This window comes from Litchfieldella xinjiangensis (assembly GCF_000759345.1).
Lineage (GTDB): Bacteria > Pseudomonadota > Gammaproteobacteria > Pseudomonadales > Halomonadaceae > Litchfieldella_A > Litchfieldella_A xinjiangensis.
Window position 1 is genome coordinate 970192 of the sequence record NZ_JPZL01000002.1, and the last position, 18965, is coordinate 989156.

36 protein-coding genes and 1 pseudogene are annotated in these 18965 nt (G+C 60.3%); 28 read left to right on the plus strand and 9 right to left on the minus strand.

The window, feature by feature from the left end; all coding sequences use genetic code 11:
- Positions 1-4: 4 nt before the first annotated feature.
- The 8 genes and pseudogenes from JH15_RS11840 to JH15_RS11875 form a co-directional block, all read right to left on the minus strand.
- Positions 5-907: pseudogene (locus JH15_RS11840) on the minus strand (recombination-associated protein RdgC); the annotation flags it as partial.
- Positions 908-952: 45 nt separating this feature from the next.
- Positions 953-1927, minus strand: coding sequence for a hypothetical protein (locus tag JH15_RS11845; RefSeq protein ID WP_043530419.1), 975 nt, complete (start codon positions 1925-1927; stop codon positions 953-955).
- On the minus strand, positions 1920-2705 hold the full coding sequence (locus tag JH15_RS11850) for a Rad52/Rad22 family DNA repair protein (protein WP_197053311.1): 786 nt from the start codon (positions 2703-2705) through the stop codon (positions 1920-1922). Before JH15_RS11850 ends, JH15_RS11845 begins: the two co-directional genes overlap by 8 nt.
- 10 nt (positions 2706-2715) lie before the next feature.
- Entirely contained in the window at positions 2716-3021 is a 306-nt protein-coding gene (locus tag JH15_RS11855; protein WP_043530421.1) for a hypothetical protein, read from the minus strand.
- Positions 3018-3260, minus strand: coding sequence for a hypothetical protein (locus JH15_RS11860; RefSeq protein ID WP_043530423.1), 243 nt, complete (start codon positions 3258-3260; stop codon positions 3018-3020). Before JH15_RS11860 ends, JH15_RS11855 begins: the two co-directional genes overlap by 4 nt.
- Positions 3257-3514 carry a hypothetical protein gene (locus JH15_RS11865; RefSeq protein WP_043530425.1) on the minus strand — a complete coding sequence of 86 codons (258 nt, stop codon included), beginning with the start codon at positions 3512-3514 and terminating at the stop codon, positions 3257-3259. The genes JH15_RS11860 and JH15_RS11865 overlap by 4 nt, the downstream gene beginning before the upstream one ends.
- Positions 3501-3701, minus strand: a complete 201-nt coding sequence (locus JH15_RS11870) for a hypothetical protein (RefSeq protein ID WP_043530427.1) — start codon at positions 3699-3701, stop codon at positions 3501-3503. The genes JH15_RS11865 and JH15_RS11870 overlap by 14 nt, the downstream gene beginning before the upstream one ends.
- Positions 3698-3922, minus strand: coding sequence for a hypothetical protein (locus JH15_RS11875; RefSeq protein WP_043530429.1), 225 nt, complete (start codon positions 3920-3922; stop codon positions 3698-3700). The genes JH15_RS11870 and JH15_RS11875 overlap by 4 nt, the downstream gene beginning before the upstream one ends.
- Positions 3923-4182: 260 nt before the next feature.
- Between JH15_RS11875 and JH15_RS18100 the strand changes: the two genes are divergently transcribed.
- Positions 4183-4869, plus strand: coding sequence for a hypothetical protein (locus JH15_RS18100; RefSeq protein WP_156105297.1), 687 nt, complete (start codon positions 4183-4185; stop codon positions 4867-4869).
- A 425-nt stretch (positions 4870-5294) separates the two neighbouring features.
- Here JH15_RS18100 and JH15_RS11880 read toward each other — a convergent pair whose 3' ends face one another.
- On the minus strand, positions 5295-6095 hold the full coding sequence (locus JH15_RS11880) for a S24 family peptidase (RefSeq protein WP_052384069.1): 801 nt from the start codon (positions 6093-6095) through the stop codon (positions 5295-5297).
- Positions 6096-6109: 14 nt separating this feature from the next.
- Between JH15_RS11880 and JH15_RS11885 the strand changes: the two genes are divergently transcribed.
- The 27 genes from JH15_RS11885 (at position 6110) to JH15_RS12025 (ending at position 18954) form a co-directional block, all read left to right on the plus strand.
- Entirely contained in the window at positions 6110-6286 is a 177-nt protein-coding gene (locus JH15_RS11885; protein WP_043530431.1) for a Cro/CI family transcriptional regulator, read from the plus strand.
- 63 nt (positions 6287-6349) lie between these two features.
- Positions 6350-6676, plus strand: coding sequence for a hypothetical protein (locus JH15_RS11890; protein WP_043530432.1), 327 nt, complete (start codon positions 6350-6352; stop codon positions 6674-6676).
- A gap of 19 nt (positions 6677-6695) precedes the next feature.
- Positions 6696-6887: a hypothetical protein gene (locus JH15_RS11895; protein ID WP_043530433.1), complete on the plus strand. Its 192-nt coding sequence runs from the start codon at positions 6696-6698 to the stop codon at positions 6885-6887.
- A gap of 127 nt (positions 6888-7014) precedes the next feature.
- On the plus strand, positions 7015-7758 hold the full coding sequence (locus tag JH15_RS17815) for a Rha family transcriptional regulator (RefSeq protein ID WP_081949002.1): 744 nt from the start codon (positions 7015-7017) through the stop codon (positions 7756-7758).
- The gene (locus JH15_RS18345) at positions 7755-8903 is read left to right on the plus strand and encodes a hypothetical protein (protein WP_052384070.1); all 1149 of its coding nucleotides are present in this window, start codon (positions 7755-7757) and stop codon (positions 8901-8903) included. Before JH15_RS17815 ends, JH15_RS18345 begins: the two co-directional genes overlap by 4 nt.
- On the plus strand, positions 8794-9396 hold the full coding sequence (locus JH15_RS18235; RefSeq protein WP_231566432.1) for a hypothetical protein: 603 nt from the start codon (positions 8794-8796) through the stop codon (positions 9394-9396). The genes JH15_RS18345 and JH15_RS18235 overlap by 110 nt, the downstream gene beginning before the upstream one ends.
- Positions 9397-9499: 103 nt before the next feature.
- A complete protein-coding gene (locus JH15_RS11920; protein WP_043530434.1) occupies positions 9500-9808 on the plus strand; it encodes a hypothetical protein in 309 nt (102 codons plus the stop codon).
- Positions 9805-10110, plus strand: coding sequence for a hypothetical protein (locus JH15_RS11925; RefSeq protein WP_043530436.1), 306 nt, complete (start codon positions 9805-9807; stop codon positions 10108-10110). The genes JH15_RS11920 and JH15_RS11925 overlap by 4 nt, the downstream gene beginning before the upstream one ends.
- Entirely contained in the window at positions 10107-10406 is a 300-nt protein-coding gene (locus tag JH15_RS11930; protein WP_043530438.1) for a hypothetical protein, read from the plus strand. Before JH15_RS11925 ends, JH15_RS11930 begins: the two co-directional genes overlap by 4 nt.
- Complete coding sequence (locus JH15_RS11935) at positions 10403-10873, plus strand: recombination protein NinB (RefSeq protein ID WP_043530440.1); 471 nt, start codon at positions 10403-10405, stop codon at positions 10871-10873. The genes JH15_RS11930 and JH15_RS11935 overlap by 4 nt, the downstream gene beginning before the upstream one ends.
- A complete protein-coding gene (locus JH15_RS18105) occupies positions 10870-11007 on the plus strand; it encodes a hypothetical protein (protein WP_156105298.1) in 138 nt (45 codons plus the stop codon). Before JH15_RS11935 ends, JH15_RS18105 begins: the two co-directional genes overlap by 4 nt.
- Complete coding sequence (locus JH15_RS11940; protein ID WP_043530442.1) at positions 11007-11342, plus strand: nuclease domain-containing protein; 336 nt, start codon at positions 11007-11009, stop codon at positions 11340-11342. The genes JH15_RS18105 and JH15_RS11940 overlap by 1 nt, the downstream gene beginning before the upstream one ends.
- The gene (locus JH15_RS11945; protein ID WP_156105299.1) at positions 11339-11542 is read left to right on the plus strand and encodes a hypothetical protein; all 204 of its coding nucleotides are present in this window, start codon (positions 11339-11341) and stop codon (positions 11540-11542) included. Before JH15_RS11940 ends, JH15_RS11945 begins: the two co-directional genes overlap by 4 nt.
- Positions 11542-11919, plus strand: a complete 378-nt coding sequence (locus JH15_RS11950; protein ID WP_043530446.1) for a hypothetical protein — start codon at positions 11542-11544, stop codon at positions 11917-11919. The genes JH15_RS11945 and JH15_RS11950 overlap by 1 nt, the downstream gene beginning before the upstream one ends.
- Positions 11916-12560 (plus strand): metallophosphoesterase, encoded by a 645-nt coding sequence (locus tag JH15_RS11955; RefSeq protein WP_043530448.1) that lies wholly within the window; start codon positions 11916-11918, stop codon positions 12558-12560. Before JH15_RS11950 ends, JH15_RS11955 begins: the two co-directional genes overlap by 4 nt.
- Entirely contained in the window at positions 12557-12856 is a 300-nt protein-coding gene (locus JH15_RS11960; RefSeq protein ID WP_043530450.1) for a hypothetical protein, read from the plus strand. Before JH15_RS11955 ends, JH15_RS11960 begins: the two co-directional genes overlap by 4 nt.
- Positions 12853-13653, plus strand: a complete 801-nt coding sequence (locus JH15_RS17565; RefSeq protein ID WP_197053314.1) for a hypothetical protein — start codon at positions 12853-12855, stop codon at positions 13651-13653. The genes JH15_RS11960 and JH15_RS17565 overlap by 4 nt, the downstream gene beginning before the upstream one ends.
- Positions 13654-13692: 39 nt before the next feature.
- Positions 13693-14208, plus strand: a complete 516-nt coding sequence (locus JH15_RS11970) for a hypothetical protein (protein ID WP_156105300.1) — start codon at positions 13693-13695, stop codon at positions 14206-14208.
- Between the two features lie 373 nt (positions 14209-14581).
- On the plus strand, positions 14582-15241 hold the full coding sequence (locus JH15_RS11980; protein WP_052384073.1) for a glycoside hydrolase family 19 protein: 660 nt from the start codon (positions 14582-14584) through the stop codon (positions 15239-15241).
- Entirely contained in the window at positions 15238-15549 is a 312-nt protein-coding gene (locus JH15_RS11985; protein WP_043530456.1) for a hypothetical protein, read from the plus strand. Before JH15_RS11980 ends, JH15_RS11985 begins: the two co-directional genes overlap by 4 nt.
- Positions 15546-16049: a 3TM-type holin gene (locus tag JH15_RS11995; protein WP_197053315.1), complete on the plus strand. Its 504-nt coding sequence runs from the start codon at positions 15546-15548 to the stop codon at positions 16047-16049. The genes JH15_RS11985 and JH15_RS11995 overlap by 4 nt, the downstream gene beginning before the upstream one ends.
- 5 nt (positions 16050-16054) lie before the next feature.
- Positions 16055-16333, plus strand: coding sequence for an Acb2/Tad1 domain-containing protein (locus tag JH15_RS12000; protein WP_043530458.1), 279 nt, complete (start codon positions 16055-16057; stop codon positions 16331-16333).
- Positions 16334-16336: 3 nt separating this feature from the next.
- Positions 16337-16579 carry a hypothetical protein gene (locus tag JH15_RS12005; protein ID WP_052384075.1) on the plus strand — a complete coding sequence of 81 codons (243 nt, stop codon included), beginning with the start codon at positions 16337-16339 and terminating at the stop codon, positions 16577-16579.
- A 119-nt stretch (positions 16580-16698) separates the two neighbouring features.
- Positions 16699-17280 carry a hypothetical protein gene (locus JH15_RS17570; protein WP_052384076.1) on the plus strand — a complete coding sequence of 194 codons (582 nt, stop codon included), beginning with the start codon at positions 16699-16701 and terminating at the stop codon, positions 17278-17280.
- Positions 17277-17984, plus strand: coding sequence for a terminase large subunit domain-containing protein (locus JH15_RS12015; protein ID WP_043530460.1), 708 nt, complete (start codon positions 17277-17279; stop codon positions 17982-17984). Before JH15_RS17570 ends, JH15_RS12015 begins: the two co-directional genes overlap by 4 nt.
- Positions 17981-18241 carry a hypothetical protein gene (locus JH15_RS12020; protein WP_043530462.1) on the plus strand — a complete coding sequence of 87 codons (261 nt, stop codon included), beginning with the start codon at positions 17981-17983 and terminating at the stop codon, positions 18239-18241. The genes JH15_RS12015 and JH15_RS12020 overlap by 4 nt, the downstream gene beginning before the upstream one ends.
- On the plus strand, positions 18238-18954 hold the full coding sequence (locus JH15_RS12025; RefSeq protein ID WP_043530464.1) for a phage terminase large subunit family protein: 717 nt from the start codon (positions 18238-18240) through the stop codon (positions 18952-18954). The genes JH15_RS12020 and JH15_RS12025 overlap by 4 nt, the downstream gene beginning before the upstream one ends.
- Positions 18955-18965 lie beyond the last annotated feature (11 nt).

The following is an 18965-nucleotide window of genomic DNA, read 5'->3' on the forward strand; positions in this document are numbered from 1 at the left end:
CAACTGCCTCGCCACCCAGCCAGTCGATGAGGTTGTCAATCATGCCGCCCAGGGCCTTAGCCATGAGGAAGAAGTCGGTCTCCATGCGAAGCACAGCATCGTCTGCGTCGTCGGTCTGGCTGGCTTCATCGAGCAGGGCGTCGTCGAAGTGAAGGCTTTTGATGCCCAGGTCATCGGTCAGAACGAACGAGGCAAGGCCTTCGATGTGCATCGCCAAGCGCGTGGCTTCCCGGCCACCAGCCACGACCTGCTGTATCTCGTCACTGTCGAGGTCTACCTGGCGCGCGCTATGTACGCCATCGTCTCCCTTGGCCTTGAGTTCGACGCGATCACCCAGGATGAGCATCGGCGGGCGAGCCGCGGGATCAATCATCCATTGGGTCATGGCGCGAACGGGCAGCGTCTGTGTAGCCAGCGGTGTGACCTTGAGGCTGCCCAGGGTCATGCGCAGCAGGTCGAGGGTTTCTTCGGCGCGCTTGCGGCTGCCAGTATTGATAGCGATCAGATTGCGTGTCGTGTCCCACCACACATCGATGCGCTGGCTGCGGTAGAAGGCGCGGGGGAGGAACTCTTCGTAGACCTGTTCCTTGAGCGCCTGCTTTTCTCTGCGAGGCAGTGGGCGCCCCTCGGCGGCTTCACGGTTCGCCGCACGTTCCTCGACTTCATCACGCACCACACCAGCCGGTAGCAACCGCTCCTGGCGAAGAGCACATAGAAGGCGCTGCCCCTGGATCTCGTGCACGTACAGCTGGCTATTGCGCCCAGCCGGTGTCTGCCAGCCAAGACGACGCGCCTCGCTACCACCGAGGGGACGACAGGCGTGTTCCGCTAGCGCTTCCTGTAGCGCGTCGATGGATAGGTCAGGCGTGGCATGCAGGCGATACAGGTACAGGGATTTAAACCACATAGTCGTATCCTCTCGACCAAGGCCCCGTAGGGCCCCAGTAGTTGATCAGGCGTCGCCCTGATTGAAGGCAACGTGGCGGATTTCGCCAGCAGCGATGGCGTTGAGTACCTGGTGAGCCACGGCAGCATCGAAGCCAGCTGCCATCAGATCTTCCATGGCTTCGTCCCATCGGGTCAGGCCTTGCTCATGACCGGTAATCAGTTCGCTCACGTCGGCCTGATCCTCGACCGGGACTCGGTAGCGCTGAGCGGCCTCGGTAAGGCGACTGGTGTCGATGGGCTTGCTCTCCCGCTCGGGCGTCGGCGCCTCCGGCTGAGCCTTGGCGGCTTCCTGCTCGGCCTTGAATCGGCGCAGTTCCTCAAGTTCGGCTTGCTCAGCGGCGCGTCGGGCTTCCTCCTCGCGCAGCTTGCGACGTTGTTCCTCGAGCTCGGCCTGTTCTGCCGCGAGACGCTCGCGCTCCATAGCGGACTCGTGCATGGAGCGCAGTTCTTGCAGTAGCACCGCCTTGGCGTCTTCGGCCTCCTTGGTCAGGTCGTAGTAGCCCTCGGTGTCGATGCCCTGGGCGGCGTCGTGTAGATCGGCCAGACCCGCAGCGTCGAGCCCCTGGGCGGTGTCGCGATAACTGCCAATCTCTTTGTCGAGACGATCCTGCAGCTTGGCGATCCGTGCCTGACGCTCACGCTCGGCGCGTTCGTCTTCTTCCTGCTTGGCTTCGCGGTGGGGCGCCTCGAGCTGTTCAATCTCGCCGATCAGACCTTTGGCGTACTGGTTCACCTGCTCGATGAAGTCGCGGTGTGGCTTGGTGATCGCTAGTCGAGCCTTGTCGGTACCGGTGCGGTACTTGGTGAGCTCGCGCAGCGATGCCTTGCCGCTCTGGTAGCCCTCCTTGGTGCCGTAATCCGGCACGGTGCCGTGCTTGGCGCGAAGCTCGGCCATGGCCTTCTCGACGCGGTTGAGCTCAACCAACTCGTTGGCGTAAGCCTGAGGGGGATGTTCGAGTTTCTCGGCTGCGTTACCCATGAGTCACTTCCTCTTGCTGTTGTTTCTGCTGTTGGCGTTCGGCCAGAACACGCTCGATGCCGTCCTCGGCCGCTTTGCGGATCATGTCGGCACCCTTGGCAGGATCGACGCGAGCCACGCTGGCCCGATCGTTGATACGCTGCAGCATGGTGTCGGCGGCGAGCTGGATGCTCTTCGGGTGGGGTACCTTGTGCCGCAGGGTGTCGCACTCGCGCTTGAGCCAGTCGGCGTAGTCATCTCGGTACTTCTGCAGTTCGGCGTCGAAGTCTTCAGCCTTCTCTAGGCGCGTCTCGGCTTCGCGGAGCTTCACGTAGCCCAGGTCATCGAACAGGCCGGTGTAGATGTCGGCGGCGAAGCCCAGCTGACTGAGGCACTTCTTCATGGCGTCGGTGACAGACTTCTTCGGCGCCTCGTTGTCCGTGATGAACTGCCCCTTGTTGGTCATGTAGACCGCCCGGGTATGGCCGAAATGAGTGACCTCGCCGCGCTTGCCTTCCCATTCGTACCAGAGCGTTAACTGGCAGGTGTGGGTCTGCTCATGGCCGATCACCGTCTCCTTGAGCAGTACCGGCGCGCCCTGGTCGAAGCGATCCACGTCGATGCGATACCCCCAGCCAATACCCACCGGCCCGAAGATCTTCGTTGCCAGCTTGACCATGTGCATGGTGTCGATGGCGGTAATGTTCTGGCCGTTGACCTTGGCCGGCTTCACCGCATCGGTAGGCGTCTTCTCGACCCGGCTCCAAATCGCCAGGTGTTGGTCGTTTGTCTGCGTCATGCTCATCACCTCACGCCGCCTCGTACTGATAGCTAATAGCCGCTTCGTATTGATCCTCGGCGACTTGCTGCGCCCAGGCGCGCAACTCAGCCCGGCCGTCGTCGGTAGTGAGGTAGTGCTCGATCAGCTGGGCGATGGTGGTGGTCAGCGCGAGGTTGTCGTACCAGGTGCCCAGCAGGCCTTCATCGCGAACGTGCTCGGCGAACGACAGCTTCGCATCGGCGTTACCGTCATCGACGGCCTCGATGATTTCCTTTGTGCGCTGGGTTGTGTCGAAGGGGCGGCCGCGGACGATGAGAGGGAGGGTCATGTTCATGATGTGCGCTCCAGTTCGTCGAGCAGGGCGTCGGCTGTGGCTACAGAAAGCCTCGCAATCTCCTCCGGCGAGGGCATGCCATTGCTTCCTGCGGCTGTGTATCCCTGCATTGCAGCCTTGGCGAAGTCCTCGCGCTTGGTGAGGCCGTGCGCCTCGGTTGTGCCCTTTGAGGGATCGAATGAATCCACCCAAATCTCTGGCTCAGCCAGCGGCATTGCTGGCATATCTGCATTCTTCACGCCGCAGCCCTCCCTTTCTGCTCTTCCAGATAGGCATCGAGGATGATCTCGATGGCCCGGTTCGTTTCGCATGAGCTCGCGTTGTTGTTGCCCTGAGCGAAGAACTCATCCGCCAGCGCGGAATACAGCTCCGTCGCTTCGGCCTGAGCCCCGCAGACCGCCCAGGCCACCGCCTGGCTGACCAACACGGCGTCGCGGTCGTCGCGGGCATCCTCGATCGCGTGGCTGTTTCGGGCCCATTCATACGTCGGCATCGTGGTGCTCCCTCAGAAACTCGCGAGCAGCCTCGGGGATCTCTTCAGGCGGCACTCGCTCAACGGTGATTCGGTACAGGCGCCGTTCGAACAGGAACGTCTCGACGGCTTTCTCTCTGCCATGCTCGAGCAGCATGCGACGCACCAGGGCGCTTTGAGCCGCGGCGCGGGATAGATCAGGGGTCATGACGGCACCTTCCAAAGCTGCAGGAGGGGCGCCTTCAAGCCGTTGCGACGGGCAACGTATTCAGCCTCGCGTCGAGCGTTGGCCGTCTCGCCTACGCTCATTGGCTTGTCGTCTTCGGTGCGGCGGCGCCAGATGAGGCGCTGGCCCGCTGGAACGAGGTCCGCCACGCGGGCGCTCTCTTGGACCAGCGTCACGACATTGCCGCGATGAATCGGGATCATGGCGAACCTCCGGATTAAAAAAGGGCCACCGAAGTGGCCCAGGTACGCAGGGAACTGAAGGGTGATGCGGCACGCCGCTAGACGTGATTACCGCATCGGGATAGACACCGGCCCCGCACCCTGCTTTGAGCGGCCTTCCGCTCGCTAGACTGCATAACCTAAGAGTCGCGATGCCTATCCCGATGGCCCCAGGTGCGCCCTAGGGCTGGCAGAGGCGCCGACAAGAACGCCTCATTTTGATCATGTATTCACGTAATTATATGAATAATATAGATTTAATAGAGTCGACGATCCCTGCGCCGCCTCAGGCGACCGTGATCAACAATTGCGACCGTTTAGCCGCGCTGGTAATAGTGGTTATGTACAAAGCAGGGAGTCGCAAAGTGGACGCCAATAACTTACAAAAACTGGCCCAGCTCAAAGAACAGATTGCCCAATCTGAGCGCGAAGCCAAGAAACTTACGCTGGATACTTATGATTTCTCAGAAGCTGCGCGGCTTTCGCTTGAGAAGCGGCGAGAACAACTAGGCCAGCCCGAATACCCGCCCGAAGTATTTGATCCTGCAATTCCAAGCAGAGACGTAACCGTACAGGTGAAAAGGAAGAAGAAGGGTAAGAAGCGGCCCTCTTCTTCCGGGACTAGTCCTGAGCGGACGAAGAGCGGAAACCTTAAGAAGCGAAAAGATATTCACGACCCAACTGTTCCTACGTTTCCCTGCTCTTCCGAGCCGACTAAAAGCCGAAAGTGGATTACCAAGCTCTGTAAAATGTGCAGCAGAAAGATTCACATTCATGTCGATTGGAAGTCTCCCTCTCTTTATTGCAAATCCTGCAGGTCAACAGCTGCTAGCTTGCGGAAGAACAAGAAAGCCAATTCCTTCACGCCTCAATACACACACTGCGCTATATACCAGGGCGGTGCTCCTGGCGGGGGGAAGCGCCGGTAGCACGAAAGACACCTCATCGAAGCGGCTTTCGAGCGAGCCCTGCTTGATACTGCAAGGCTCATTAACTCGGCCTTCTGCTTGGCACCGTCAGGCTGACGGCTGGGCTCCCAGGGTTTCCCCCAGTCCCCACTCGGCTGCGCAAGATATCTGCGGGGGCTTCCGGCCCCTACGGCTCCTTCGCCGCGTCTAAGCGTCCCCTCTGTAACCCCGAGGTGCGGAGCTGCCTCTCGCAACGTCGGCCACATTCCCCGGTGGCTCGGGTCGGCCTGTGAGGGCCTGGGACGTTTTGTGCTGTGTCCGTGTTAGTGAATTTAAGCATACTGAAATGACCAGTCAAGAGCTTCGCTGAAATATTTTCAGTAAGCTAAACAGGAAGGCGTGAAAAACCCGCCAGTTAGGCGGGTTGGCTGGGTGCGGTCAGCGAATCAGAGGCGGTTCTCTGACATGAACACACGGCCCAGGATCTTGGGGGCGTCGGGATCGGCCATGCTATAGACCTCTTCGGGGAATTCTTCGGCATTGTCGCTGACGACGCGTACGCGCCCCAAGGGGAGCCGGTAAAGGCGCTTAACCCTCAACATGCCATCGTGGTCGAGTGCGTAGACCTTACCGTCCTCGATGTGACGGCTTCCCTTGTCGATGCCAATGGTCGCGCCGTCAGTGATGGCAGGGTGCATCGAGTCGCCCCTTACTGTCGCCAGGGCGGCGTTCTCCGGCTGCACGCCGTAGTGGTAAAGCCGGGGCAGGCTGAATCGCTCCCTGGCCCCGTGGTTCTCAACCACCTGCGTACTTCCGTCGCCGGCGGCGAACTCGACTTCACGGAAGATCGGCAGCCAGACCTCATCAGCACTTACAGGCTCGCTGCTTTCCACGAACTCCGTATCTAGTATTTCAGCGTCGCCGTCAAAAGCATCAATAGCCTTCTGTGACAACTCGTCGAAGCCCCGAATAGGGCCTTTTCCATCAACTAGCCACGTATACGAGACACGCGTAGCCCTCGCCAGTTTCAGCAGGCGTTCGGCAGTGGGGGCCTTGGTCTCTCCGCTTAGCCATTGCGTTACAGCAGACGGGCTGACGCCGCACGCCTTGGCGATGGCGCTCTTAGACTGCCCGCTCTCGCGGATGGCCTGATCAATTCGGTTGTGGATGCTCATTTTAGCGAGCTTAAAGCAAGCATCGTTAAGCATGCTTGCGGCCTTGCTTTCAGCATGCTTAAATATTTCCATACAGGAGGGCTCCCATGAAAACCGAAGACGCAATCCAGCATTTCGGCGGCAAGAAGATAGATCTGGCGAAAGCGCTGGGGCTGTCTCCGTCCGCAATTACCCAGTGGGGCGAAACGGTGCCTCCGCTTCGCCAGTTCCAGCTCGAGCGGATTACCGACGGAAAGCTGAAAGCCGAACCGGTTGCCGCCTGACTTATTGACCGCCTGCCTGGGAAGGCCGCGACCGCCGATGACTGACCGAAAAAAGGAAGAACCATGGCTCAGTACCTGGTTGACGATCGCCGCCGCAAACCGGAAGGCGAACACCTTAGCAACGTGGTGAAAGTGCGTTTTACCGATACGGAACTTGAGCTCCTCCAGGCCTCAGCCTCGATGAGCACCGAGGGACGCCTGGCTCCGTATCTCCATGACCTCGTACTCGAAGCGCATGAGGCGCGACGAGCCCGGCAAGCCCAGCTGCTTGCGGATCTAGCGGAAGGAAAGCCGCTTGATGACCAGGGCAGGGAAGCGCTCGAGGCATTGCTCGCTCGTATGGCTGAACAGGGCCTGATGAGGAGTTTGGCGCAACAACTGACGGCCTGACAGGCCCTGGAGTCGAATCGTGATCGACCAATCGGTAGTGCAAGGCGCATTGGCCCGTATGCGGCCAAGCCTGCGCCAAGAAGCAGAGGAACGCGCCAAGAGGCGTGGCGTTACCGCAGCAGACATCGTGATGGAGCAGTGCCTGGGGCAGCTCGAGGATCAGCTCTATGCGCTGCGGAAAAAAGGACGACCTGCATTGCGGGTTGTTTGAACGGGCGGGCCCAGGCCCGTCACTGCAATACGAGGCCCTTATAGGGCTGGCCCAGAAACGAAGAAGCCCGGCATATCGCTGGGGAGCGTGCCGGGCTTCGAATCACGAACAGGTGATGGAGTAAATCATGAACGAACTCACAGAACATCGCAAGCCGACCATGAGCAGCCGCGAAATTGCGGAGGTGGTCGAGTCTCGTCACGACAAGGTGAAGCAGTCCATGGAGCGGCTGGCAGATCGGGGCCTGATCGCTTTTACCCCAGTGGGGGAAAAGGACACCGGCGGCCGGCCAGGCGTTGTCTACCACGTCAACAAGCGTGACAGCTATGTGGTCGTGGCCCAGCTCTCCCCCGAGTTCACCGCCCGCCTGGTGGATCGCTGGCAAGAACTTGAGGAAAGCGCGGCTAAAACCGCCCTGACTCAATCAAACGTCCCGGCCACCCTGGCCTTGGTTGAGTGCGCCGCCAATCTGCTGCGCGCTTCCGATTCCGGAAAGGTGGTCATGCTTCGCAAGGCCGGCCAGGCCATCGGCGCCGATACCAGCTTTCTGCCCGACTACACCGAAGACAGCGCCCCGGGTCACGTGGGCGCCATGGATACCGCCAGCCTGACCCAACTGCTGCACGACTATGGCGTGGGCATGAGTGCGGCACGCTTCAACCAGGTCCTGGCTGAGATCGGCCTCCTTGAGCGTCGATCCCGTCGGACGTCAGGCGGGGAGACCAAGAGCTTCTGGTGCATCACCGACGCGGGTCAGAAATACGGTAAGAACGTCGTCAGCCCGCAATCTCCTCGAGAGACCCAGCCCCATTGGTACCGGAAGCGCTTTACAGACCTGCTCGCCCTGGCGGGCATGGAAGGTGCGGCATGACCGCGCTTGAGAACATCCTTCACTTCCCAACGCAAGAGAGGCGCCCACGTGTGAACTCATGGCGCTGGAACGAGCTGGAGGAGGACGCCTTGGATGGCCTTCCTCATGATGCCCAGATTCTCTATCTGCGCGTCATACGCAAGCACATGGACTACGCCACAGGCATCACCGGACGTGTGCGCAAGATCAGCTACACGCAGATGCGGGAGGTGCTTGAGTATCACCCGCCGAAACACAGCCGCGAGAAGCCGATCACCTACAGCAAGGATCAGCTAAAGCGTCTGGTTCAGAAGTTGGTGGATGCTGGCCTCATTGAGCGTCTGCACTGCACTGAGAAAGGTGTTGCGCCGATGGAGGTTCGTCTTCCAATGGCCAGCTGTGACGCTGACGAACACCGCCACGAGAGCGCCACGGAAACACCGCCACGTCTAAACCCCCATGGTAGAGCCTCTGGTGAGGTGAACACCGCCACGAGAGCGCCACGTAATAACGAACAACACCGCCACCCTTCCGGGTCCGGTAATTCCTCTCTACCTAGCGGTAGAGAGTCGTCATGCAAGCGCCGCCAGTGGGGTGAGCCTGTCGATCACGAGATCGCGGCCTGGATGGGCGAGATTGTCGATGCTCTGCCGGGAGGCTCCGAAAAACGCAGCCTGACCTCCTGGGCGAACACGATCCGACTGATGCGAGAACAGGACGAGCGCGAGCCTGACCACATACGCCGCTTGTTCGAATGGGCGACCCAGAACGACTTCTGGCAAGCCAATATCCTCAGCCCCGCCAAGCTTCGCAAGCAGTGGAAAACCCTAGCCCTCCAGTTCAACCGTGACCGCACGGGAGCCCGCCATGAAGACCGCAACCCAGCTAGTCAGCGCCGCGCAGAACAAGATCGTGTCGCAGCAAGCCTCGCAGACCCATACGACACCTCCTGGGCGGCTGGTCTGTTCGACGAAGGAGGAGCGGAAGGCGCTGATCGGCAAGCTAGTGAACCGAGTGTTTACCCGCATGGAGGCGATATTCCCCAGGACCTGGCGGATGTCGTTCACAACGGACCAGATGCTGAATCTGGCGAAGCGGGAGCTTGCGTTATCGATGGCGAGTTGGTCTTCGTTGCCGACACAGGAACGACTCGACATGGCCATTGAGCGCGTGAAGAACGATGGCGGCAACTGGCCTCCGTCCATTGCTGAGCTGTGTCTACGCCTGAAGCCCAGCATGTCTGACTTTGGCCTGCCTGATCCCGAGGTGGCATTCATGGAAGCCTGCTCCCATGCAGGCAATGTGAGCGGACACGCATGGAGTCACGAGGCTGTGCGTGAGGCCGGATCGGCAACAGGCTTCTGGGATTTGCGTCACGTAGCCAGCGACATCGAGAGGTCGCGCCTACGCAAGATATTCCACGCCAAATACGAAGCCATCTGCAACCGCGTGATTGCAGGCGGGGAAGTGTCCAGCGTTGCGCTTATCGAATGCGACGACATGAAAACCGCTCTTGAGCGTGCAGAGGCGGCGGCCAATGAGGAATCCGAGCGCCGGATGCGTGAGTTTTGGGCGAACAGGGGAGAAGAGCCCCCCAAGTCCGGAACTGAGGCCATTCAGCGTATGCGCGGGATGCTCGATGAGGAGGGCACTGCATGAACTCACTACGAACCCTGGTCTGGCTGATGACCGCGGCTGCCCTGACGGGGGCCGTGGCTGTCGAGGTGGCCTTACTCCACACGCTTATCGCCGGAGGTGCCTGATGGGATCCGTGACCAAGCTCAAGCCCAAGGCTTGCATCAACCGCCTTGAGAATCCCGAAAGCCAGCTCGGCCGGGTGCACCTGGTGCTGCGCGACGCAACCTACTGGCTGCAACTCCATGAAATCGGCGAGGCCATCCTTCAGCGCTTCGGACGCATGGACAGCCATGCCGCGATCAGCGCCCGTATCCGCGAACTACGTGGCCTGGGCATAACGATCGTCAGCCGCGAAGTATCAGGCCCTGGTAGTGCCCGACCTCACGAATACAAGCTGATGTCCGCCTGGGGCGGCGAGGACGGTGCGGCGTGAGACTCACGGCCCACGAACAAGGCGCACCGCTGCCGCCCAAGTCAGTGCTCGGAAAGGGCTGCAAGGTGCGCAAGGTCAAGAGCCCCTTTCTCGAAGGCGAGAGGCCGGGCGGGAGGCCTGGCCCTACCGATCCTGAGGGCGCGCGTTTGGTTGCTGAACTCATCGCCCGTCACGGAAGCAAATCGGCAGCTGCCCGAGCCGCCGGCTTCAATCCGACGACCTTCAGGACTTGGATATACAAGGGCGTCTATCCGGCCGAGGCGATGAAGCAGGTCCGCAAGGTACTGGGAGGTGATGCGTGAGAATCGTCCCGATAAGTACCAAGGTTCGCCTGGCTGCATCCATGAGCCCGAGCGGCAGCTGGCGGTCACGCTTGGCATGGTCGCTGCGCACCGTTGCTGATCGCCTCACAGGGCAGGTCACGATCGCTATAGAGGTGAAGGCGAGCCAGAAGATCGACGAACACGACATAGCGACAGCTTTCGTGAAGGGGATGGAAGTCAGCAAGGAATTGCTGTTCGAGCAGTGCCGAGCCAAAGAGATCGAGAGTCTCATGCGTCGGCATCAGCCCCACCTGTATGCGGAGGACAAGCAGTGAGTAAGGAGCTGACCTACCGCATCGAGTCGATACGCGATCTTCAGAACACATTGGCTATGGCAGCACGCATGGCAGGCAGGGCGCTTGAGGAAGGGGCGGTCGAGCTAGTGCTACGCCGCCCTGGGCGCGGCCAAGGCCAGAACGCGAAGTTCCACGCCATGATCGGTGACATTCACCACCAGGCGTTTCGTGGTTATTCCGCAGATGGTGTGAAAGCGGTGCTCGTGAACCAGTTCGCGCTCGAGATGGAGGAGCAGGGCACACCACTGGCCAGCCCGGGCGAGAAGGTCTGGGACTGGAAAACCAAGGAGCCCGTCTACGTGCGCCCCACCACGACGAAGTTTCGCAAGGCAGAGGCCGCGGCGTTCATCGAGTTCCTGTACGCCACCGGCGTTGAGTTGGGCGTCCAGTGGAGCGAGCGAGCCCTGGCAGCGTATGAAGAATACCGGGAGGCAAAGGCGGCATGAGCGAATGCGAGAAGTGTGGTGACGAGGCTATCGGCTTCAACGATGACGGCGACCTTCGCTGCGAGGATTGCCTCTTCGAGGAGACGTGCGAAGAGTTGTTTGCCGACCCGGCTGATGAAGAGGAGGCGTCCTGATGCTCAAGACCCTACGCGTTGAATCCCAGGCTATGCGGAATGCGGCCCGAGCCGAGCGCTGCACGCTCGAGATCCTCGGTGTCTGCAGCCATCGCGAGGAAACGACCGTCCTGGCGCACCTGCCTGACGAGTCGCACGGGATCAGCCGCAAGAGTGATGACATATCCGCCGTGTTCGCTTGCTCCAACTGCCACAACGTCATCGATGGCGATTCGAGAGGATGGCCAGCAGATGAGTACCGACAACGCGAGTGGTACTTCCGCCGTGCTCAGACCCGCACATGGCGCCGGCTGCTTGAGCTTGGCGTGATCAGTATCAAGGGGGTGCGCCTGTGATGACGATCAGTAGCCCGGCAGGGCGACGGCTGGCCAAGGCGAAGGCGGATATGGATGCCGCCAACGAGCTGTTTCAAATCGGCGAAACCCAGGGTCAGCATTACGCATACCTCGCAGCGCGCAAAGAGCTTTCCAAGGCGGCAGCCATAGTCGCCGACGAACTGGTTGCCCAACGGTTTCACCTGATGGAGGGCGACTGATGCGCTTGTTCGTTCCCTATATCGGCCCATCCACGAATGTGGCGCTGCGTCAGCACTGGCGGAAGCACAAGAGCCAGGTCGAGCTGTGCGACCTGCTCACCAAGCAGGCGGTTATTGAATCGGGCTTGCCGCCTATTAGCGACCAGGTAGACCTCTTCTTCACGCCCCGCCTGGGCCCGAAGGAGCGGATCCGAGATACAGGCAACTACTCAATCAGCTGCAAGACGATCGAAGACGGCCTGGTCCGCGCCGGCCTGCTTCCAGATGACCGTGGCGAGTACGTGAGGGAGTGGAAGGTGCGCCCGCCGATAATCGACCGCAAGCAACCGAGCGGTACCTGGGTGGAGATCGTTTTAGTGAAGGAGGAAGCGGCATGATCCAGAGACACGAAGAGAATGCACAGGGCCGCGACTTCTTTGTAGGAGATATTCACGGCCAATACGACTTGCTGATGGAGGCCATGCGTGGCGTCGAGTTCGATAAGGCCCGGGATCGCCTGTTCTCCGTGGGCGACCTGATCGACCGGGGCGCTGACAGCTTCAAGTGCCTATCCCTCGTTTTTGAGCCCTGGTTCTACGGCGTGCTCGGCAATCACGAGGTATTGGCCCATGACGCCTTTGAGGACCCCGGAAGTGCTTGGGACCTGTGGCAGATGAATGGCGGGAGCTGGGTTTACCTGGAAGGCGCTCATGAAGTGAAGTCCATCCTAGGGGAAGCCCTGCGATACCTGCCCTACGCCCGCGAAGTCGAAGTGGCCGGCAAGCGAATCGGCATGGTTCACGCAGAGCCGCCCGCCGATTGGGCCGACATAGAAACCGCCGATCCTCAGCACCTTGTCTGGAGCCGGAGACGCATCAGCCGCATGGATACGACGCCCATTGCTGGCATCGATGCCGTAGTAGTTGGCCACACCATCCTCGAGCAGGCGACCTGGCTGGGCAATGTCCACTACATCGACACCGGAGCATTCCACACCGGGAACCTGACACTCATCGATGCGCGGTCGATTGCAGGGTGAAGGAGCCACCCCGCACCTGGCCGGACGGTCGCCCCGTAGGTGGGACCAACGGCTACCCGCCGGAGTACGCCGAGTGGTTGCTCTATTGCCAGGCACTGCATGTCGCGAAGCAGATGCTCAAGGCAGGCAAGGGACAGCGTGAGGGCATCTTCAAGCAGTGGGAAGGGCAATGGCCGGGTGTGACTCGGGAACGCGTCAGGGAAGCGATGGCAGAGCTCAGCACAAAGCCCAAGGGCAACGAAACAACGCAACACAACGATTTAGGCAACGCTAGGGCAACGGGGGATAGGGGATGAGATATTCAAGCGCACGCCAAATGATTTTCGACGCGTATCAGACACGCCGCGGCAATAGCCCCATCGCCGGGCTATTCGATGACCTGCGCCGGATCCGCGAGAAGACCGGCAACAACGGCGCCAAGCTGCGCAGCCTGATTGCCGAGCACAAGCGCAACGTGAGAGCGCTGGCCAATGCCGATGTGAACAGCCCCGACATTGAGCAGCTGAAGATGGCCGTTCGCCGTACCGAGCAGCGCCTGTCCGAGGTTCGCACCGCGCTCGAGGATATATCGAAGTCGAGCAACGAGGGGCACCTTCCTGACAACGATTGGAAAATTGTGCATGGGCTGGAAGCCGGGGCAGTGATGAGTCGCGTCGAGTCATTGCCGATCCACCTGCAGGCACTAGCGCGGTATTGCTTCGGCCCCTTCACCCGCGACGAGCTTGCCGAAGATGCCGAGCATGTACATTGGGCCCTGTACTCGAAACTGCTGACCGAAGGCGTGAAGCTGCCAGGTCAGGGCAAGGGGCTGCCTACCGCCGAGCAGCTCAATACGCTCAAGTATCTGTGCGCTGCCGCCCTGTACCACCACAGCCAGGTGACATGGCCTTATTCACGGCCAGGGCTGCCCACGCCCAAAGCGGTGCAGGGCTTCATGCTGGACGAGTATGGCGTCGAGGTGGAGGTTCGATTCTGGACGCGCACCGATCGCTCGACCTGGGGCGCGGTATGGGAGCGCATTCTTCGTGTGCTGGATAACTGGGAAGCCGAGGCATTGGCGCCGGTGGCTGACCTTTTACCGCAGGCGGCCTAACAGATATTCTTGTCAGCTTTCGGTTAAATGGTAAGCCAAGTGGAAACGAGTGATGTCCTACAGTTCCTTGCCACCGTTATATTCGGTGGCGTTGCTGCATCCTTAGCCTCAGTGCTTTGGGGTAGAAGACATGCAAAGACTGACGCCAAAGTGGCTCGTCTTGAATCGCTTTACATGGCATTGGTGCGCTCAGAGAGGGATATGGACACCCATGTTCTATGGCACAGCCAATCCATGCTGGGGTTGCTGACCCCTGAACAAGCCATAGAGGGGCTTTCGCGTCACCATCAGCCTGTCTCAGATATAGGGCCCGGGGCTCAAGTACAGACCTATATCCATTTGTACTTCCCTGAATTCAGCGAGCGGTTCGCTGAGCTCGAAAAGCGAAGCAAGGATTGTGTGAGTTTCATCATTTACTACCAGAATTCGACCAAAGGCGGAAATACGGTCAGGAAGGACCTCTTGCCCGCGTTCCAAGCAAAAACAAAAGCCTTTCGCGAAGAGTTAGAGTTATTTAAGTCAGAGATCGCTGAGAAGATTCATTCTTCAATATAGACACCTGCATCCGTTTCGCTTATCTTATACCCATGATCCGATTCTGCGCCCTGGCTTCCGAGCCGGGGCGCTTGCGTTACTGGCCAGCTCCGATTAACTCTCTCGTTAATTGCTCTTTGGCGGCCTTCTCGCGGTCCTCTAGAGACAAGGAAAAGTATTCTCTAGCTGTTATGTTGAGCTGCACCCTGCGGTGGTGGTCTTGAGAAACTCGCACGTAAACAGCGAGCGGATCGGTGCTGCTAATCCCGTTTATGCTTAAACCCATATCGCTTTTCCTTCCGAGAAAGACGCAAGGGTAAAGCCCAATCCAAGGCCCTGCCAGTCCGGCGGGGCCTTATCGTTTCTACTGTCGTGAGACAGCAGGTAGGTATTTATGCACTGGCTCGACGAGATCGATGCGGTTCGACCGGCGGTCTCGCCGGAGCTTTTGCGCGTGGCGATGCCGCGCTGCCCTGATGTGGCGGAGTGGGCCGACGAACTGTCCGAGGCGCTGGCATGGGCAAAGATCCGTGTGCCAGCCGAAGTGGCGATGTTCCTCGCCCAGATAGGACACGAGTCCAGCGACCTGACCCGGCTCGAGGAATCGCTCTGGTATAGCGCCGATAGGCTCATGGTCGTCTGGCCCAGCCGATTCACCACCAAGAGCATCGCCAACCGCTTCGAGGGCAATCCCGAAGCCCTAGCCAACGAGGTCTACGGCGGTCGGATGGGTAACACCCAGCCCGGTGACGGCTGGCGATTCATCGGGCGCGGACCGATCCAACTGACCGGACGCGATAACTACACGCGTTGCGCCGAGGCCACAGGCCTTCCCCTCACAGAGCACCCTGAACGGCTAGCTAGCTGTCCCCGGCATGGGGCCATGGCGGCTGCCTGGTACTGGCTTGATCGCGTCACACCTGGCGCAGACATCATCACTGTGACTCAGCAGGTCAATGGCGGACGCCATGGCCTAAACGACAGAAAGCGCCGCTATGAGCGCACGCTGCGTCACGTTCAATCACTTGGTGCGCAATGCCCGGAGGCGGGATGACAGCCCGAGATGCCGACGTGAAACCGTCTGTCTTTGAACGACACCTACAGACAGGGATCCAGGTCATTCTGGTTGCCCTGCTGGCATGGGCCGGCCTCGAATTGGTCAACCTCGGCAAGAATACTGCCGTACTGCAGGAGCGGTTGATGTATCAAGGTCAGCAGATCGCAGACTTGCGTCGAGAGCTGCGCCAGTGGAACGAAATCTACTACCGCCAGGCTGACGCCGAACGGGACTTCGACGATATCCGCAAAAGGATCGAAGGCCTGGACGGCCGGGTATCCACCCTCGAGGGGGTACGACAGTGAAATGGTCCGATGTCGCAGAAACGGTGGCGAAGGTTGCGCCTGTTGTTGGCGGTGCTCTTGGCGGTCCTGCTGGGGCTGCAGTTGGCTCTCTCGCCGCTAGGGCACTGGGTGTTGAGCCCACTCCTGAAGCAGTGGCGCGCGCTATTCATGACGATCCTGAAGCGGCCGTAAAGCTGCGAAAGATCGAAGCCGACCTCGAGGCAATTCGTATCGAGGCACAGGCCAGTGTGATTACGGCGGAAGCCAATGGCGAAAGCTACCTGCAGCGCAACTGGCGCCCGATCCTGATGCTCGTCATCACGGCCATCGTTGCCAACAACTACATCATCGCGCCGTACCTGGGTGCCATGTTTGGTTCGGCGCTCACGCTCGACCTGCCTGAACGTCTGTGGGATCTGATGACCTTGGGTGTAGGTGGGTATATCGGCGGACGCACGATCGAGAAAGTTACCCGAGGCAGTTCCGGCAAGGGGCTGATGGATCGGATCAAGACGAGGTGAGTGCTATGGATAACCAGCACAAGAAGATCAGCGGCTACCGAGACCTGACTCAGGATGAGATCGACCTGATGAACGAGGCCAAGGCGCTAGAGGCTCAGTGCCTGGCCTTTCATCGCAAGGTGAGGGGTGTGCTCGTCAGTCAGAGCATCACTGGCAGCGACGAGGACAGGTTCAGGATGGATAACGCCAACGCTATGCGCTGGCACTCCATTGCCCGCACGGATATCGAGACTGGATTCATGGCCTTGGTTCGTTCCATTGCCCAGCCTCAGCCGAAGGAGTAGCCCATGCACTTCCAGGCAGCCTACAGCTACATGAAGCGCGGCCATGCCATCACCCTGCCTGAGTGGGGCGGCTACTGGACGTGGGATGACGCCGCAAAGACAGTGTTGATGCATACCCGTAAGGGTGAGGTCATCGGTATTCGTGACTCTCAGGACATGGACTACACCCTGTCATTCACATTCAGAGATGACTGGGAGTTGGTCACCGATATCAGCACTACCGAACATAACCAGGCCAAAGCCTGACCGAATCCCCGCAAGGGGTAGGGCACTGTCGTGAGATAGAGCCCGACCTTTTTCGCGGCACGTCGTGAGACGCCCGCACCTTTCTACGGAGGCGCCGCCCGTGAGGGCCGCGACACCCCATGGCGAAGCAACGATACGACTGGGAGGCCATCGAGAAGGACTTCAGGACTGGACGCTTCAGCCTGCAGCAACTCTCGCACCGACATGGCCCGAACAAGGCGACGATCAGCCGCCGTGCAGCCGAAGAGGGCTGGCAGAAGGACCTGACCGGGGCCGTGCAGCAGCGCACCCGGGAGAAGCTGAGCCGTCCCGCATCCGAGCCGCCCGACCTTCCCGATGCTGACATTATCGAGATGGCGGCGACCGAGAACGCCACTATCGTCCAGGGCCATCGCGAGATGCTGGTCCGCTGGCGGTCGATCGCCAGTAGCTTTGCCCAGCGCCTGTCCGAGCAGATTGCTGCCGGTAAGCGCACCATTGAGGTATCGGAAGGCAAGCCCGCCGAGGTCGATGTCGATCTGGAGTATGTCGGCAAGTGCATGGGCTACGGCACCCAAGCCGTTGAGCGCATCGTCAAGCTGGAACGCCAGAGCTATGGCCTCGACCTGGATGGCGACGATGTTCCGCCCGAGCGTGAACTCTCCGAGGACGAGCTTGACGCCAAGATCGCTCAATACCAGGCGCAGCTGGGTGAGCAGTGACGCCGAAGGAAAAGCGCGACTACCTGGCGCTGCTCGAGGAAAAGGCCAGGCGGCGACGCTACAACCTGATCGAGTCGCTATTCCCCGATGACGGGCCGCTGCGTCGTGAGCTCTACCCGCGACACATGGAGTTCTTTCGGGCCGGGGCTATTCACCGGGAACGACTGTTCCTGGCAGCCAACCGGGTAGGCAAGACCATCGCCGGCGGTGGCGAGATGACCTACCACCTGACCGGCCTGTACCCGGACTGGTGGGATGGGCGCCGCTGGGATCGCCCCGTTGAGGCCATGGCCGCTGGCGACACCAGCCAGACCACACGCGACATCATCCAGCACAAGCTGCTAGGCGGATTGTGGAATACCGACGAGTTGGGGGCGGGGTTGATACCGCGTCGCCTGATCGGCAAGCCCACGCCCGCCCGAGGCGTTCCGAACCTTTACGAAGAGATCCCGGTAAAGCACATCACCGGCGGCTGGTCACGCCTCAAGCTGCGCAGTTATGACCAGGGGCGGCGCATCTTCCAGGGTACCGAGCTGGATATCTTCTGGCCCGATGAGGAAGTGCCACTCGACGTCTACGAGGAAGGGCTCGTCCGGACCATGACCACGCACGGAATGATCATGATGACCTTTACGCCGTTGCAGGGCCTGACCCCGCTGGTGGTGTCGTTCCTCGAATCCAAACATGAGCAGGAGCCGGTATGACCGACTATTCCTCCAAGGTGATGGCAGGCGCCAAGCGCGCCATTGCCGGACTCGAAATGCCGCCGGCCAGCGCGCGCTACGTGAAGCACAAGACCAAGGCCGAGAAGCATATCGAAGCCCTGGTGAAGGAGCGCGGCATTGAAAGCGGAACGATCGGGCTGCGCATCGCTCGCAAGATCGACAGGCGTGCCGTGCACGGCCAGGTGATGCGTATCGCCGGGGCCGTGTTCACCGTCAAGGATCCGGCGCAGGCATGAGCCGCTATGTGGTTCAGGCGGGCTGGAATGACGTGCCGCATCTCTCCGAACAAGACAAGGCCGACCTGATGAAGTCGCTTTCCCCGCACCAAATCAAGGCGCGTTCCGAAGGTATTCCCAGCCTGGGCGCCGGGGCGATCTACCCCGTACCGGAAGAGGACATCGTCTGCGAGCCGTTCCAACTTCCCGATTGGTGGGCGCGTCTCTACGGACTCGACGTGGGCTGGAACAAGACGGCGGGCATCTGGGCCGCATGGGATCGGGATACCGACGTCATCTACCTGTACAGCGAGCACTATCGCGGCCAGGCAGAGCCCAGCGTGCACGCCAAGGCGATCAAGATGCGGGGCTCATGGATTCCCGGGAACATCGATTACGCCGGCACCAACCAGAGTGACGGCAAGCGGGTAATGAATCTCTACAAGGACGAAGGCCTGATCCTGCACCCGGCCAACAAGGCAGTGGAAGCGGGATTACTCGAAATGCTCGACCGCCTATCGACAGGACGGCTCAAGGTGTTCTCCACGCTGCAGCACTGGCTGAGCGAGTTTCGCCTGTACCGGCGCAACGAGAAGGGCCGCATCGTCAAAGAAAACGACCACCTCATGGATGCCACGCGCTACCTGATCATGGGGCTGAACCACGCCACCACGCGACCGGTGGAACGCGCGCACCAGATCACCCAGCCGGGCGACACCACCGCCGGATACTGAGCAGGTACCCC

Coding starts and splice junctions, on each gene's coding strand:
- JH15_RS11845 (WP_043530419.1), bottom strand. CDS start 1,927: ATGGGTAACGCAGCCGAGAAACTCGAACATCCCCCTCAGGCTTACGCC.
- JH15_RS11850 (WP_197053311.1), bottom strand. CDS start 2,705: ATGACGCAGACAAACGACCAACACCTGGCGATTTGGAGCCGGGTCGAG.
- JH15_RS11855 (WP_043530421.1), bottom strand. CDS start 3,021: ATGAACATGACCCTCCCTCTCATCGTCCGCGGCCGCCCCTTCGACACA.
- JH15_RS11865 (WP_043530425.1), bottom strand. CDS start 3,514: ATGCCGACGTATGAATGGGCCCGAAACAGCCACGCGATCGAGGATGCC.
- JH15_RS11870 (WP_043530427.1), bottom strand. CDS start 3,701: ATGACCCCTGATCTATCCCGCGCCGCGGCTCAAAGCGCCCTGGTGCGT.
- JH15_RS11875 (WP_043530429.1), bottom strand. CDS start 3,922: ATGATCCCGATTCATCGCGGCAATGTCGTGACGCTGGTCCAAGAGAGC.
- JH15_RS18100 (WP_156105297.1), top strand. CDS start 4,183: ATGAATAATATAGATTTAATAGAGTCGACGATCCCTGCGCCGCCTCAG.
- JH15_RS11880 (WP_052384069.1), bottom strand. CDS start 6,095: ATGGAAATATTTAAGCATGCTGAAAGCAAGGCCGCAAGCATGCTTAAC.
- JH15_RS11885 (WP_043530431.1), top strand. CDS start 6,110: ATGAAAACCGAAGACGCAATCCAGCATTTCGGCGGCAAGAAGATAGAT.
- JH15_RS11890 (WP_043530432.1), top strand. CDS start 6,350: ATGGCTCAGTACCTGGTTGACGATCGCCGCCGCAAACCGGAAGGCGAA.
- JH15_RS17815 (WP_081949002.1), top strand. CDS start 7,015: ATGAACGAACTCACAGAACATCGCAAGCCGACCATGAGCAGCCGCGAA.
- JH15_RS18345 (WP_052384070.1), top strand. CDS start 7,755: ATGACCGCGCTTGAGAACATCCTTCACTTCCCAACGCAAGAGAGGCGC.
- JH15_RS18235 (WP_231566432.1), top strand. CDS start 8,794: ATGTCGTTCACAACGGACCAGATGCTGAATCTGGCGAAGCGGGAGCTT.
- JH15_RS11920 (WP_043530434.1), top strand. CDS start 9,500: ATGGGATCCGTGACCAAGCTCAAGCCCAAGGCTTGCATCAACCGCCTT.
- JH15_RS18105 (WP_156105298.1), top strand. CDS start 10,870: ATGAGCGAATGCGAGAAGTGTGGTGACGAGGCTATCGGCTTCAACGAT.
- JH15_RS11940 (WP_043530442.1), top strand. CDS start 11,007: ATGCTCAAGACCCTACGCGTTGAATCCCAGGCTATGCGGAATGCGGCC.
- JH15_RS11950 (WP_043530446.1), top strand. CDS start 11,542: ATGCGCTTGTTCGTTCCCTATATCGGCCCATCCACGAATGTGGCGCTG.
- JH15_RS11955 (WP_043530448.1), top strand. CDS start 11,916: ATGATCCAGAGACACGAAGAGAATGCACAGGGCCGCGACTTCTTTGTA.
- JH15_RS17565 (WP_197053314.1), top strand. CDS start 12,853: ATGAGATATTCAAGCGCACGCCAAATGATTTTCGACGCGTATCAGACA.
- JH15_RS11980 (WP_052384073.1), top strand. CDS start 14,582: ATGCACTGGCTCGACGAGATCGATGCGGTTCGACCGGCGGTCTCGCCG.
- JH15_RS11985 (WP_043530456.1), top strand. CDS start 15,238: ATGACAGCCCGAGATGCCGACGTGAAACCGTCTGTCTTTGAACGACAC.
- JH15_RS12000 (WP_043530458.1), top strand. CDS start 16,055: ATGGATAACCAGCACAAGAAGATCAGCGGCTACCGAGACCTGACTCAG.
- JH15_RS12005 (WP_052384075.1), top strand. CDS start 16,337: ATGCACTTCCAGGCAGCCTACAGCTACATGAAGCGCGGCCATGCCATC.
- JH15_RS17570 (WP_052384076.1), top strand. CDS start 16,699: ATGGCGAAGCAACGATACGACTGGGAGGCCATCGAGAAGGACTTCAGG.
- JH15_RS12020 (WP_043530462.1), top strand. CDS start 17,981: ATGACCGACTATTCCTCCAAGGTGATGGCAGGCGCCAAGCGCGCCATT.
- JH15_RS12025 (WP_043530464.1), top strand. CDS start 18,238: ATGAGCCGCTATGTGGTTCAGGCGGGCTGGAATGACGTGCCGCATCTC.